14 protein-coding genes are annotated in these 12,680 nt (G+C 71.2%); 7 read left to right on the top strand and 7 right to left on the bottom strand.

Annotation, left to right across the window (positions count from 1 at the left end; genetic code table 11):
• Window positions 1–40: 40 nt before the first annotated feature.
• Window positions 41–319: a hypothetical protein gene (locus tag ACFVS6_RS23835; protein ID WP_389706664.1), complete on the top strand. Its 279-nt coding sequence runs from the start codon at window positions 41–43 to the stop codon at window positions 317–319.
• Window positions 320–420: 101 nt separating this feature from the next.
• Here ACFVS6_RS23835 and ACFVS6_RS23830 read toward each other — a convergent pair whose 3' ends face one another.
• Window positions 421–1,560 (bottom strand): amidase domain-containing protein, encoded by a 1,140-nt coding sequence (locus ACFVS6_RS23830; protein WP_389706662.1) that lies wholly within the window; start codon window positions 1,558–1,560, stop codon window positions 421–423.
• Between the two features lie 346 nt (window positions 1,561–1,906).
• Here ACFVS6_RS23830 and ACFVS6_RS23825 point away from each other — a divergent pair, with 346 nt between their 5' ends.
• Entirely contained in the window at window positions 1,907–3,961 is a 2,055-nt protein-coding gene (locus ACFVS6_RS23825; RefSeq protein WP_389706661.1) for a transglycosylase domain-containing protein, read from the top strand.
• 115 nt (window positions 3,962–4,076) lie between these two features.
• Here ACFVS6_RS23825 and ACFVS6_RS23820 read toward each other — a convergent pair whose 3' ends face one another.
• A complete protein-coding gene (locus tag ACFVS6_RS23820) occupies window positions 4,077–5,408 on the bottom strand; it encodes a hypothetical protein (RefSeq protein WP_389706660.1) in 1,332 nt (443 codons plus the stop codon).
• A 186-nt stretch (window positions 5,409–5,594) separates the two neighbouring features.
• Between ACFVS6_RS23820 and ACFVS6_RS23815 the strand changes: the two genes are divergently transcribed.
• Window positions 5,595–6,182, top strand: a complete 588-nt coding sequence (locus ACFVS6_RS23815; RefSeq protein WP_389706658.1) for a TetR/AcrR family transcriptional regulator — start codon at window positions 5,595–5,597, stop codon at window positions 6,180–6,182.
• Window positions 6,179–6,559 carry a hypothetical protein gene (locus ACFVS6_RS23810; protein WP_389706656.1) on the top strand — a complete coding sequence of 127 codons (381 nt, stop codon included), beginning with the start codon at window positions 6,179–6,181 and terminating at the stop codon, window positions 6,557–6,559. Before ACFVS6_RS23815 ends, ACFVS6_RS23810 begins: the two co-directional genes overlap by 4 nt.
• Before the next feature lie 145 nt (window positions 6,560–6,704).
• Here the strand turns inward: ACFVS6_RS23810 and ACFVS6_RS23805 are convergent, their stop codons facing one another.
• Window positions 6,705–8,066, bottom strand: coding sequence for an NAD(P)-binding domain-containing protein (locus tag ACFVS6_RS23805; RefSeq protein ID WP_389706654.1), 1,362 nt, complete (start codon window positions 8,064–8,066; stop codon window positions 6,705–6,707).
• A 115-nt stretch (window positions 8,067–8,181) separates the two neighbouring features.
• On the opposite strand from ACFVS6_RS23805, the gene ACFVS6_RS23800 reads away from it, so the two are divergent.
• Window positions 8,182–8,580, top strand: a complete 399-nt coding sequence (locus ACFVS6_RS23800; RefSeq protein ID WP_389706653.1) for an ArsR/SmtB family transcription factor — start codon at window positions 8,182–8,184, stop codon at window positions 8,578–8,580.
• On the opposite strand, the gene ACFVS6_RS23795 is transcribed toward ACFVS6_RS23800, so the two are convergent.
• The 4 genes from ACFVS6_RS23795 to ACFVS6_RS23780 form a co-directional block, all read right to left on the bottom strand.
• Window positions 8,556–9,347 (bottom strand): sulfite exporter TauE/SafE family protein, encoded by a 792-nt coding sequence (locus ACFVS6_RS23795; protein WP_389706651.1) that lies wholly within the window; start codon window positions 9,345–9,347, stop codon window positions 8,556–8,558. The two genes, ACFVS6_RS23800 and ACFVS6_RS23795, sit on opposite strands and share 25 nt — an antisense overlap.
• Before the next feature lie 3 nt (window positions 9,348–9,350).
• On the bottom strand, window positions 9,351–9,533 hold the full coding sequence (locus ACFVS6_RS23790) for a hypothetical protein (RefSeq protein ID WP_389706649.1): 183 nt from the start codon (window positions 9,531–9,533) through the stop codon (window positions 9,351–9,353).
• A 151-nt stretch (window positions 9,534–9,684) separates the two neighbouring features.
• Window positions 9,685–10,806 (bottom strand): ACR3 family arsenite efflux transporter, encoded by a 1,122-nt coding sequence (gene arsB / locus ACFVS6_RS23785; RefSeq protein ID WP_389706647.1) that lies wholly within the window; start codon window positions 10,804–10,806, stop codon window positions 9,685–9,687.
• Window positions 10,803–11,111 carry an ArsR/SmtB family transcription factor gene (locus ACFVS6_RS23780; protein WP_389706645.1) on the bottom strand — a complete coding sequence of 103 codons (309 nt, stop codon included), beginning with the start codon at window positions 11,109–11,111 and terminating at the stop codon, window positions 10,803–10,805. Before ACFVS6_RS23780 ends, arsB begins: the two co-directional genes overlap by 4 nt.
• A gap of 87 nt (window positions 11,112–11,198) precedes the next feature.
• Between ACFVS6_RS23780 and ACFVS6_RS23775 the strand changes: the two genes are divergently transcribed.
• Window positions 11,199–11,612 carry an arsenate reductase ArsC gene (locus tag ACFVS6_RS23775; RefSeq protein WP_389706643.1) on the top strand — a complete coding sequence of 138 codons (414 nt, stop codon included), beginning with the start codon at window positions 11,199–11,201 and terminating at the stop codon, window positions 11,610–11,612.
• 287 nt (window positions 11,613–11,899) lie between these two features.
• Window positions 11,900–12,680 (top strand): DNA glycosylase AlkZ-like family protein (locus ACFVS6_RS23770; RefSeq protein ID WP_389706641.1); only part of this gene is annotated, 781 nt, incomplete at its 3' end.

Here is a 12,680-nt window from a genome sequence, read left to right as displayed (position 1 = left end):
GGCCGGGAAATCGGTTCGTCCCCGCGAGGCGCGTAGCAGGGTGACCATCTGGCGCAGCTCCCGCAGGGTCGCGGTGCTCAGCCTGCGGATGGTGCGGGCCGCTTCCCGCGCACCGGCACTGTCGGCGCTGATCTGCAACGCCCCGGCGCTGACCGTGATCAGCGGCGCGGCCACGTCCGCCGTGAACAGCACCGCGACGATGGTGAACGCGAACGGGTACCTGATCGAGTCCGAATGGGGACAGCTGGTCTTCATCGCGCTGTCGATCGGCGCCATGACCTACTGCCGGCACCTGGTGGACCGGTGGAAGGACCGGTGACACCGGCGGCCTTCCTCCCGGCCTGCCGCGGGCCCGGGGCCCGAACGGCGGACGGGCCCGCCCCGCCCGCCGAACGGCGGACGGGGCGGACCCGGCACCTGTCAGGTGCGGTACGCGAAGTAGCGCGCGTCCGGGTAGGACGCGAGGATGCTCGCGAGCGACTTCCGGTACGTGTTGGTGGAGTGGTAGGTGAGGTACGGCATGCCGTTGCCGCTGCGGTACGTCACCATCATGGAGTGGTCCTTGGACCCGTCCTTGTTGAAGTCCACCTGGAGCACGTCGCCGACGTCCATCTGGTACACGTTGGCCAGGTTGGCGGCCCGCTTGTTCGACAGCGTGAACCAGGCCCATTCGTTGGCGCCGACCCAGGAGTCGCTCTGGCGGCTGCCGTCGTACCACCAGTTGCGGTAGTCGGAGGAGGAGCCCGGAACGGGCTTCCAACCGCCCGCCTTCAGCGCCTGGCTGATGAAGTTGGTGCAGTCACCGCCCGCACCGTTGAACTTGCGGTACTGCGGGTTGTAGTTGCTCCAGTACTTCTCGGCGTACTTCGCCATTGCGTTGTAGTCGTACGCGCCGCCGGTCTTCGCCTTGGGCTTCGGCGTGGCCGGGTACTTGGTGGCGGCGGGCGTACCGTCCGGGTACTGGTTGCCGTCGTCCTTGACCGTGTTCACCTTGGCGGCGACGGGTTCGTTGACGGCCACGGGGCCGTTCTCCTGGGACTTGACCGAGTCCAGTTCCCAGCGGCCGCCCTTCTTGCTGGTGAGCTTCAGCTCGTAGCGGGTCCGGAAGTCGGTCGTCTCCGGCTCGTCCCCGCGCAGCTTCTTGTACGTCAGCTTGGTGTCCTCGGTCACCAGTACCGTCGCCCTGCCGCCCGTCACCGTGGCCCGTTCGACGGTCACCCGGGTATCGGCGCCGCTGTAGGCCTCGCCGAGCTCCGCGAGACGCGTCTTGCGCGAGCGCAGCGACGACAGCGCGGTGTCCTCGTCCTTCTTGAACTTGGCCGACAGCCCTGCCTTCGAGGAGCCGGGTGCCGCTCCGCGGCGCCCCTGCTGTTCCTCCACGAGAGCCTCGGAACGGCGGGACAGCACGTCGTCGGCTATGCGGGCGAAGGCGTCGGTGGCGGCGCGGTCGGCCGCCTCGGGCCCGGAACCGGCACTCGCGGAGTAGGCGAGGAAGCTGCCGGACGTCAGGGCCACGGTCAGGGCCGCGATGAAGGCGGGCCTGAACCTCTTCGGTATCACTGTGTATCCCCTTGTCACCCGATCCGCACGAATCGGGGGACCGCATCCTCGCACAACTCGACCACACTTTCGTCACGTTCCGGTCCGGGCCCCATGGGATGACGGGTTCTCGGACGCCGACAGGGCAGAAGTAGGTCCCTGAGAGGCGCGAAATCCCTCCGTTTCGTCACCGGCCGTGCTCACGGCAGCACTTCGACGTACACGCACTTCAGTTCGTTGATCGCACAGGATGTGCCTCTAAGGTGTGCGGGAAAGCACAGCAGAGGGGACATTCGGAGTGGGCGGGCAGGTTACGTCGGGAAGAGGGCGATCGCGGGGCAGGCGGGCGGCTCCGAAGACCACCGGTGTGGCCGCGCCGGGGCGCCGCAGGAAGGCCGGTGCGCGCCGGCGCGGCAGGACCGGTGGCGGTGGTCGCGCGGGCGCGGCCCTCGCCGCCGTGCGCCCCCACCTACGGCGTCTGCGCCCCGCCTATCCGCGACCCGGCCGGACGGGTTGGCGCCGCTGGGTGCCCTCCTGGCGCCAGTGGTTGGGGGCGTGCCTGTACGCGCTCACCGGCATGACCTGCTTCGTCGCGCTCGCCTACGCCGTCACGGACATACCCGACGACCTGAACTCCTTCGCCACGCAGCAGGACAACGTCTACTACTGGTCCGACGGCTCCACCATGGCCCGCACCGGCTGGGTGAGCCGCCAGGAGATGCCCCTGGACAAGGTGCCGCCGAAGGTCAGGGGAGCGGTCCTCGCGGCGGAGAACGCGAGCTTCTACTCGGACCCCGGAGTATCCCCCTCCGGCGTCCTGCGCGCCCTGGGCGCGGCGGTGACGGGCGGCGAGACCCAGGGCGGGTCCACGATCACGCAGCAGTACGTGAAGAACGCCTACCTGAGCCAGGACCGCACCATGTCGCGCAAGTTCACCGAACTCCTGTTGGCGTTGAAACTGGACAACCAGAGGGACAAGGACCAGATACTCCAGGACTACCTCAACAGCAGTTGGTTCGGGCGCGGCACCTACGGGATCCAGCGCGCGTCCCAGGCGTACTACGGCAAGGACGTCTCGCAACTCAACGCGAGCGAGGGCGCCTTCCTCGCCTCCCTGCTCAAGGGCGCCGGCCTCTACGACCCGTCCATCGGCCCCAAGAACCGTGAGCGGGCCGAGGAGCGGTGGAGGTGGATCCTCGACCGCATGGTCGAGACCGGACAACTGAAGGCGTCCGAGCGCGCCACCTACACGAAGTTCCCGGAGCCCTCGGCCACTTCCCTGGCCGGCATCCCGGGAGCGCAGACCGGCTACCTCGTCGAGATGGCCAAGGCGTACACGGTCAAGGCCGGACACATCGAGGAGTCCGACTTCGACCTCGGCGGCTACCAGATCTACACGACCTTCGACAAGGCGCGCATGACGGCCCTGACCGCGGCCGTCCAGGAGACGCAGAAGGGCTTCGACCCGGAGAAGCGCCCCGACACCGACAAACACGTGAAGATCGGCGCCGCGAGCGTCGCGCCCGACGGACGGCTGCTCGCCGTCTACGGCGGCCCCGACTACCTGAAGCAGGGCTTCAACGAGTCGAACGCGACGACGATCCCGGTGGGGACGGCGTTCACGCCGATCGTCTACGCCGCAGCCCTCGAAGAGGGGGTGGTGCGCACCCGGGGCAAGGCCCGTACGCCCGTTTCCCCGACCACCCCGTACGACGGGAACGACCAGGCGACCGTGCAGACCCCCGAAGGCCCGTACTGGGACCGCAGCGGGAAGGTGCTCAAGGGCAGCAACGACGGCGGGCGCAGCTGGGGGCAGGTTCCCCTGCGCCAGGCCGTCGCCGACTCCGTGAACACGCCCATGCTCCAGCTCGGCCTGGACGTGGGCCTGGACCGGGTGGAGGCCTTCGCCCAGCGGTCGGGCCTGTTGGCGTCCAGCCTCGGGCCGCGGATCCCCACGTTCGCCCTCGGGGAGAACTCGAAGCCCAGCGCGATCCGCATGGCCGGCGCCTATCAGACCTTCGCCGCGGGCGGCATGCACACCGACCCCTACTCGGTGCGGTCGGTCACCCGCGGCGGCGCGGCGGTGCCGCTCGACCCGCCGAAGCCCGCGCGAGCCGTATCGGCACCCACCGCGCGGGCGGTGACGGACGCGCTGCGGCAGGCGGTGACCGACGGTTCGGCGAAGACGGCCGCCAAGGTGCGGGCCGGCGCCGTGGGCAAGACGGGAACGACGGCGGCCAACACGGCGGGCTGGTTCGTGGCCAGCACCGAGCAGGAGTCCACGGCGGTGGTCGTCTACCGGATGGCGCTGACCGACCTCGCCCCCCTGCCCCTGACGGGGCTGGGCGGCGACGCCCCGGGGACTCCCGCCGGTGAGCGCGCGGTGCGGCTGTGGAGCGATTACGCCAAGGCCCTGAAGTAGCCGCGGCGCCGCTCCCGTACCGCCGCAGCCGCCCGTGGCCCGGCGGTACGGTTCGCCCGGCGGTCGGTCGTACGGTCGCCCGGCGGTCCGGTCGCCCGGCGATCCGGGAACGTGCCTACCGCACGACGTCCTTCCAGTCGGGTGCCTGCGCGGGGTCCAACTGCCGCAGTCGTGCGAGGACCTGCGGGTCCTGGGCGTCGAGCCAGTCCGCGAGTTCGCGGAACGACACGCAGCGCACCCCCTGGCGCGGGCAGACGTCCCTCATCATGTCCTCGACGGCCTTCATGTAGATGCCGCCGTTCCAGTCCTCGAAGTGGTTGCCGATGAACATCGGCGCCCGGCTGCCGTTGTAGACGCGGTTGAAGCCGTTCATGTACGAGCCGCGGACCTGCGCCTGCCACGCCGGGAACTTGGCCGGGTCGCCCTGGGTGCTGTCGCCCGACTGGTTGTAGAGGAAGTTGAAGTCCATGGAGAGGACCTGGACCTCCTTGCCGTGCAGGGGGACCAACTGCAGCGGGAAGTTCCATATGTCGTTCTGCTTGGCCGGCCAGAGCTGGAAATCGCCGGAGGAGCTGGCGTCGTAGCGCCAGCCGTACGGTTTGATGGCCGTCAGCAGGTTCTTCTGGCCCTCCAGGCAGGGAGCCCGGCCGCCGACGACCTCACGCGTGGGATCGAAGGGCAGCGGCGCCTCCTTGGTGAACCCGGTGTTGGTCTTCCAGTTCTTGAGGAACGAGTAGGTCTGGTCTATCTCGCTCTTCCACTCCTCGGGGCTCCAGTCGCCGCCGCCCTTGGGACCGCAGAAGTGGCCGTTGAAGTGGGAACCGATCTCGTTGCCGTCGGTCCAGGCGCCCCGGAGCTGGGTCAGGGTGCTCTTGATGTGCGGAACCGTCGGATAGGAGATGGCGGCCGACCCCTGGCCGTGCTGGGGCGGGTTGTAGAGCGCCTTCTTGCTCTCGGGCAGCAGGTAGATGCCCGTCAGGAAGAAGGTCATGTGCGCCTTGCTCTCCTTGGCCACCTGACGGAAGTGCGAGAAGAGGTGGTCCTCGCCCTCCAGGGCGCCGTCCCAGGAGAACACCACGAACTGCGGCGGCTGTTCGCCGGGCTTCAACCGCTCCGGTTTGAGCTGGCCCGGGTTCGGCCCGGTGTACGAGGTGGATCCGTCGCCGAGCACCTTGACCTTGCCGTCCCACGACTCCGCGGGCTTCTTCCCGGCGTTGTCCCCGCCGGCCGCGCCCCCCTTCGGGGCCAGCTCCGCCTCGGACCCCGTGGCACCGCCCCACCCGAGGGCGTACGCCCCGGCCGCGGCTCCGCCCAGCGCGACCACGGCCGCGGCGATGCCCATGCGACGACGGTTGCGCGCCTTGCGGCGCACCTTGCGGGTGCTGCGCGATGCCCTCCGCGATCCGCTCCGGGTGCCCGGTTCGCCATCGGTTTCGGTCTCGGCCATAGCCGTCGTCTCCTCCTGATCGCCGCAGCCGGGCCGCGTGGGTGATTCGTATGAATATAGAACGTGTTGACGTCTCATCCGCACGCGGCTCATCCGTCCGCGGCTGATCCGCGCACGGACCCTTCCCGCGTGGTGGAGCGCCGATCGGGGTTGTTACCAAACGGGTCGACCCGTAAAGTAAATGACATGACTTCCTTCCCGTCCTCCAGGGGACGTCCACGGGATCCCCGCTCGCACGAGGCGATCGTCAACGCGGCCACGGAACTGGTGATCGAGGTCGGCTACGCCGCGACGTCGATCGGTGCGGTGGCAGCCCGTGCCGGTGTCGGCAAGGACACGGTGTACCGAAGGTGGCGGGGCAAGCCGGAGTTGGTCTTCGAGGCCGTGTTCACGACCACCGACCAAAGCCCCGTCCCGGACACCGGAACGCTGGCCGGGGACCTGACCGAACTGCTGCGGGGCCTGGTGGACGAGTTCCGGGCACCCGCGGCCGCGGCGGCCCTCCCGGGGCTGCTCGCCGACTTCGCCGCCGATCCGGTGCTGAAGGAGCGCATCCGCGGCGAGTTCCTGGCCCCGTCGAAGGAGAGACTGCTGATCGTCTTCGAACGTGCCGGAGCGCGCGGCGAGATCGAGGCCGGCACCCCCGTTGACCTGGTCCTGGACACGATGGCGGGAGCCGTGTTCTTCCACGTCGGTCTGGTCGGGGAACAGCCCGACCCCCGGTTGGCCGTCCGGCTGGCCGCAGTCATCCTCCAGGGGATCGAGGTCCGATGAACGGATGGCTTCTCGCCGCGGGCATCACCGCGTTCGGCGTGGCCGTGGCGCACGTCGTCGGCGGCCACCGTGATGTGGTGCGCCCGCTGCTGACCTGCGGACTCGCCGACGAACCCAAGCGCGTCCTGCATGCCGTGTGGCACATGGTGAGCGTCGACCTGTTGCTCTCCGCGGCGGTGCTGATCCACCTCGCCCTCGCGGACGGGACGTCGGCGACCGGAGCGATGGCGTGGTTCGTGGCCGCGCACTTCGTCGCCTATGCGATCGCCTTCCTGGTCGTCACCCTGTCGGTCGGCTGGACGAAGCCACTGCTCCGGCTGCCGCAGTGGATGCTGCTCCTGCCGGTCGCGGTCCTGGCGGCGGCGGGCGCCGCGTAGCGACGGCCCCGGAGGGGCGGCGCGCGGATGTCGGCGGCCTCCCCGTGGACGCCGCCGGCGCGGAGCCGGTGCCGGACGGGCGAAGTCGTCCGGCACCGGCTCCCGGGCGCGGTCCGTACGCCGGCCGGTTGGCGTACGGCGGCGATCAGCAGCCGCCCGATGGGGAGGCGGGGTCGAGGGTGAGGTCGGCGGGGGCCGCGCAGCAGCCGCCGCCCACGGTCCCCTCGGACACGGGCTCGTCGAAGAGGCCGGCGCCGCCGCAGACCCCGGTCTCGGGCAGGGTGAGTTCGACGCGTCCGGCCGCGTCGTGGTCGCCTGCGAGGGCGGCCGCGACCGAACGCACCTGCTCGTAGCCGGTCATGGCCAGGAAGGTCGGGGCGCGCCCGTAGGACTTCATGCCGACGAGGTGGACGCCCTTCTCCGGGTGGGACAACTCGCCCGCGCCGTGGGGTCGGACGCTGCCGCAGGAGTGCTGGTTGGGGTCGATCAGCGGCGCGAGCGCCGACGGGGCCCGGAGGCGTTCGTCCAGGTCGAGGCGGAGTTCGTCGAGGAAGGAGAGGTCGGGGCGCAGTCCGGTGAGGACGATCACCTCGTCGACCGGGTCGAGGCGCCGGTCGTCGTCACCGACGACGATCACGCGCCCGTCGCCGTCGCGTTCGAAGGCATCGGTGCGGAAGCCGGTGACGGCATCGGCGTGGCCTTCGTCGACGGCGGCCTTCGCGGCCAGACCGAGGGCGCCCCGGGCGGGCAGCCGGTCGGCGGCGCCGCCGCCGAAGGTCGAGCCGGAGATGCCTCGGCGCAGGACCCAGGTGGCGTGGGTGCCGGCGCCGTCGTCGGCCGCGGCCAGGTCGGCGAGTTGGGCGAGAGCGGTGAACGCGGAAGCGCCGGCGCCGATGACGGCGGTGCGCCGGCCGGCGTACCGGGCCCGGACGGCCGGGTCCTTGAGGTCCGGGATGCGGTACGAGATCCGGTCGGTGGCGGCCTTCTCGCCGAGCGCCGGCAGACCGCTGCCGCCGGCCGGGCCGGGAGTGGACCAGGTGCCGGAGGCGTCGATCACGGCCCGCGCGTACAGCCGGCCCTCCACGCCGTCCGCGCCGGTGAAGTGGACGACGAAGGGCTGCTCCTCGCGGTCGGCGTCGACGGTGCGGTCGCGGCCCGCGCGGGAGACGCCGGTGACGGTGGCCTCGTAGCGGACCTTGTCGCCCAGGACATCGGCCAGGGGTTGGAGGTACAGCTCCGCCCAGTCGCCGCCGGAGGGGTAGTCGGAACTCGCGGGCCGTACCCAGCCGGTGGGGGCGAGGAGCTTCTCGGCGGCCGGGTCGACGACCTCGGACCAGGTGGAGAACAGTCGTACGTGCGACCACTCCCGCACGGCGGACGCGGCGAGCGGTCCGGCTTCCAGGACGAGGAGCTCGATGTTCCGCTCGACGAGTCGGGCCGCTGCCGCGAGGCCGATCGGCCCGGCGCCGATCACGACGACGGGCAGGGCTTCGGTGGGTGCGTTCACGACGATCTCCCCATTGATTCGACAGTTGTCGATGTTCTGACGGCTCCAGCGTGGCACCTTATATCGACGTTCGTCAACATAGACATCTGTCGAAGTTGCCGGGATGATGGGAGCCATGACCACGAAGGTGTTGCCGCTGTTGGAGTCGGAGTCGGAGTCGGAGTCGGGGCCCGTGACGCCGTGCTGCCCGCCGTTGTCGGAGCGGCCGCTGACGGCCGACGAGGCCGAACGGACCGCGGTCATGTTCAAGGCGCTCGGGGACCCGGTGCGGCTGAGACTGTTCTCGCTGGTGGCGTCGCATGAGGGTGGGGAGGCCTGCGTCTGTGACATCTCCGACGTGGGTGTCTCCCAGCCGACGGTCTCCCACCACTTGAAGAAGCTGCGCGAAGCCGGCCTGCTGTCCTCCGAGCGGCGCGGGACGTGGGTGTACTACCGGGTAGAGCCGTCCGTTCTCGCCGCCATGGGGCAGCTCCTCACCCGCGCGGACGGTCAGCCGAGGGTTTCGACCGCGTAGAGGGATCCGACGCCCGCCGCCAGCGCGCCGAGCAGAAGCCGCAGGGCCTTCTCGGGGAGCTGGGGTTGGAGGCGCGCGCCGAGGTAGCCGCCGATGAGTCCGCCCACACCGCAGGCCAGGCCGAGGAACCAGTGGGGAGCGATGCTGCCCGAGTCGGCCAGTGACAGCAGCGCGTACGTGGCGGCGCCGACGAGCGAGGTCGCGAAGGTCGAGGCCAGGGCGGCCGGGGCGACCACCGCCACGGGCATGCCGCGGCCGACCAGGATCGGGCCGAGCAGCGAGCCGCCGCCGATGCCGTAGATCCCGCCGATCACCCCCACGCCCAGGGCCAGCCCGGTCACCGTGCGCCCCGAGGGCCCGTCCTTCCCGGACGGCTTCGGCTGCCGCGAGGGCAACAGGGTCCGGGCGATCAGCCACAGTCCCAGCGGAAGCAGGAACACCGCCACCAGCGCCTTGAAGACGGCCGGGCCGGGCAGGGCGAACACGCGGATGACCGCGCCGAGGACGACGCCCGGCAGGGTGCCGAGCACCAGGCGGCGCACCAGCGGGCCCCGGAGCGCGCCGGAACGCGAATGGCGCAGGAGCGCGCCGGGGCCCGCGACCACGTTGTAAAGGAGGTTCGTCGGGGTGACGGCCGGGCTGGGCACGGCGAACACGCTCAGTTGCACGGGCAGCAGGAACACCGCCCCGGACACCCCGACCGGCGCGGTCACGATCGCGATCAGCAGTCCTGCGGCCAGCCCGGCCAGTCCCGTCCCCCACTCCACGGGTCAGCCGCGTCCGATGTGCGCGCCGGTCGAGCTCACCCGTGCGGTGACCTGCGGGCCCGGCGCCAACCCCGGTTCCTCGATGGCCTCCAGGGCCGGCGGGGACACCACCCGACGCGGACCCGTCTGGATCCCGGCGCGCCCGCCCGGCGGCTCGGGCGTTTGACCCGTCGTGTTGGACTCCATGGGGATCACCCTAAGCGCGGCCCCTCGGGCCGTTCGACGGGGGCGCCACCGGTGTGACGGCGGCGCGAGATCGGCGACCGGACGGGCCCGCCGGCGACGGGGCGGAAGCCGCCGGCGGCGGGGCGGAGGCCGGTGGCTTGGCAGCCCGTCGTCATGCGGCCGTGGTTACCGAGTCGGTGGGGAACCTCCTGCGCCAGGCGAGCGCGACGTGGACCAGGCCGATCAGGACGGGGACTTCGATGAGGGGGCCGACGACGCCGGACAGGGCCTGGCCGCTCGTGACGCCGAAGGTGGCGATCGCCACCGCGATGGCCAACTCGAAGTTGTTGCCCGCCGCGGTGAACGCCAGCGTGACGGTGCGGTCGTAGGCCAACCCCAGGCCCTTGCCGAGGAGGAACGTGCCGAAGAACATGATCGCGAAGTAGACCAGGAGCGGCGCCGCGATGCGGACGACGTTCAGGGGCTGCGAGGTGACGGTCCCGCCCTGCAGGGCGAAGAGGATGACGATCGTGAACAGCAGCCCGTGGAGCGCCCACGGTCCGATCCGTGGCAGGAACCTCGCCTCGTAGCCCTCGCGGCCCATCCTCCGCTCGCCGATGCGGCGGGTGAGGAAGCCGGCCAGCAGTGGGATCCCGAGGAAGACCACGACGTTCAGGGCGATGTTCAGGACGGACACGTCCAGGCCCTGTCCGTCGCCCAGGTTCAACCAGCGGGGCAGCAGGTCGAGGTAGAGCCAGCCCAGCAGCCCGAACGCGAACACCTGGAACACGGAGTTCAGCGCGACCAGGACGGCGGCGGCCTCACGGTCCCCGCACGCGAGGTCGTTCCAGATGATGACCATGGCGATGCAGCGGGCCAGCCCCACGATGATCAACCCGGTTCGGTACTCGGGCAGGTCCGGCAGGAAGATCCACGCCAGCGCGAACATCACCGCGGGGCCGACGACCCAGTTGACGACCAGCGAGGACATCATCAGCCTCCGGTCGCCGGTCACCCGGTCGAGCCGGTCGTAGCGGACCTTGGCGAGGACCGGATACATCATCACCAGCAGGCCGAGCGCGATCGGCAGGGAGAGCCCGCCGATCTCGATCGCCGCGAGCGCGTCGTTCATCCCGGGGACGAATCGACCCAGGCCCAGTCCGACGGCCATGGCGAGCAGGATCCACACCGCGAGGTAGCGGTCCGGGGTGGACAGTTTCCGCACGATCGAGCCGTCACCGTCCGCCGGTCCGCCGCCCGGGGCGGGGACGGTCACGGGCTCGGCGGCGGTCACGCGCAGGCCCTCTTGTTACCGGCCGCGGTGCGGGCGGAGGTGGCGAGCGCGGCGAACTGCTCGGACAGCCCGGCCAGCACCTCCGGGCGCAGCCTGTAGTAGACGAACCGGCCGCACGGCTCGGTGTCCACCACGCCGGCCTCGCGCAGGACCTTCATGTGGTTGGACAGGTTGGTCTGCTTGGCGCCGGTCTCCTCGACCAGGTGCGTGGTGCACAGGGTCTCGCGGGCGAGCAGCGTCACGATCCTCAGCCGGAGCGGGTCGGCCAGAACGCGGAGCAGATCAGTGTCGACTGACGTCATCATGGGCTGATACTTTCACATCAGTGATGACTGACACCAGCACAAGCTGATGCGTATTCGCATGTCTGCCCGCCCGGAGAAGAGACGCCCGTGTCCGACAAGCCCTCCGTCCTGTTCGTCTGCGTCCACAACGCCGGCCGCTCGCAGATGGCCGCCGCCTGGCTGACCCACCTGGCCGGGGACCGCGTCGAGGTCCGCTCCGCGGGCTCCGACCCCGCAGGGGCCGTGAACCCCGCCGCCGTCGAGGCGATGGCCGAGGTCGGCATCGACATCTCCACCCGGGTTCCCAAGGTCCTCACGATGGACGCGGTCAAGGAATCGGACGTCTGCATCACCATGGGCTGCGGTGACACCTGCCCCGTCCTTCCCGGCAAGCGCTACCTCGACTGGGAACTGGAGGACCCGGCAGGCCGGGGCGTCGAGGCCGTCCGCCCGATCCGCGACGGGATCAAGACCCTGGTCGAGGGTCTGATCGCCGACATCGCCCCGGGGGAGACGGTGTGAGGGGGACGGTAGTCGACCGTGGCCGCTGAAGGGATCGGAATTGCGGACACATCCTGTCCGCGATGGGGTGCAGTCTGAAGGCGTCGGCAAGGAGCCGCGGCCAGGAACGCGGGCCCGTCCGCGTCCCCGGTGCGCTGTCGGGCGCGCCGCCGGGCGCGCGCCGTCCGATCGCAGCATGATGGTCCGCCCCCGGACCCTCCCCACGGCCCGGGGCGCGACCTCGTCCCGCCTCCCGCCCGCACCAGCGAAAGGACGGATCCGGCGGCAGCGCGCCGCCGCCCAACCTGATGAGCAGCCGACGACCGAAGATCACCGACGAGCAGCGGCGCACCCGCCTGACCGCCGCCCACCTGCTGACACCGGCCACCCGCGCGGACACGCCCGAGCAGGTCGTAGCCGCGTTGCTCGCCCTGCACGCCACGGACCCCGCCACCGTCCACCTGTCGGTGGCGGCGCGCACGGTCGATCCGGCCCCGGCGCGGCTGGAGCGGGCCCTGTACGAGGAGCGGTCCCTGGTGCGGATGCTGTGCATGCGCCGCACCATGTTCGTCGTCCCCGACCACCTCGCCCCCGTCGTGGACGCGTCGACCGCCCGAGCCGTCGCCGTCCGGGAACGCAGGAACCTCCTCAAGGTGCTGGGCGAACAGCACGGGTACGGCGAAGCCTGGCTGGCCGACACCGAGCGGTCCGTGCTCGCCGCCCTGTCCGACCTCGGCGAGGCCACCGCCGCCCAGCTCGCCGAGGCCGTGCCCGCCCTCAGGACGCGGCTCACCGTCGCACCGGGCAAGCCCTACGCGGCCACGCCCCGCATCACCACCCGCGTCCTGGGCGTCATGGCGGCCCAGAGCCGCATCCGCCGCGGCCGCCCGTTGGGCACCTGGGCCTCCTCCCAGTTCCGCTGGACCGCGGCCGAACCCCACCCCGAACCGGCCGCCGACGACGCCCGCGCCGAGCTCGCCACCCACTACCTGCGGGCCATCGGCCCGGCGACCACCGACTACGTCAATTCGTGGTCCGGCTCGACCCTCACCTACACCCGCAAGTCCCTCGCCCCCGCCGGCGCCACCG

It is taken from the genome of Streptomyces sp. NPDC057939, assembly GCF_042887545.1.
Classification (GTDB): Bacteria; Actinomycetota; Actinomycetes; order Streptomycetales; family Streptomycetaceae; genus Streptomyces.
This window is presented reverse-complemented; position numbering and strand designations above follow the sequence as displayed.

Coding starts and splice junctions, on each gene's coding strand:
- ACFVS6_RS23810 (WP_389706656.1), top strand. CDS start 6,179: ATGAACGGATGGCTTCTCGCCGCGGGCATCACCGCGTTCGGCGTGGCC.
- ACFVS6_RS23790 (WP_389706649.1), bottom strand. CDS start 9,533: ATGGAGTCCAACACGACGGGTCAAACGCCCGAGCCGCCGGGCGGGCGC.
- ACFVS6_RS23780 (WP_389706645.1), bottom strand. CDS start 11,111: ATGATGACGTCAGTCGACACTGATCTGCTCCGCGTTCTGGCCGACCCG.
- ACFVS6_RS23815 (WP_389706658.1), top strand. CDS start 5,595: ATGACTTCCTTCCCGTCCTCCAGGGGACGTCCACGGGATCCCCGCTCG.
- ACFVS6_RS23820 (WP_389706660.1), bottom strand. CDS start 5,408: ATGGCCGAGACCGAAACCGATGGCGAACCGGGCACCCGGAGCGGATCG.
- ACFVS6_RS23800 (WP_389706653.1), top strand. CDS start 8,182: ATGACCACGAAGGTGTTGCCGCTGTTGGAGTCGGAGTCGGAGTCGGAG.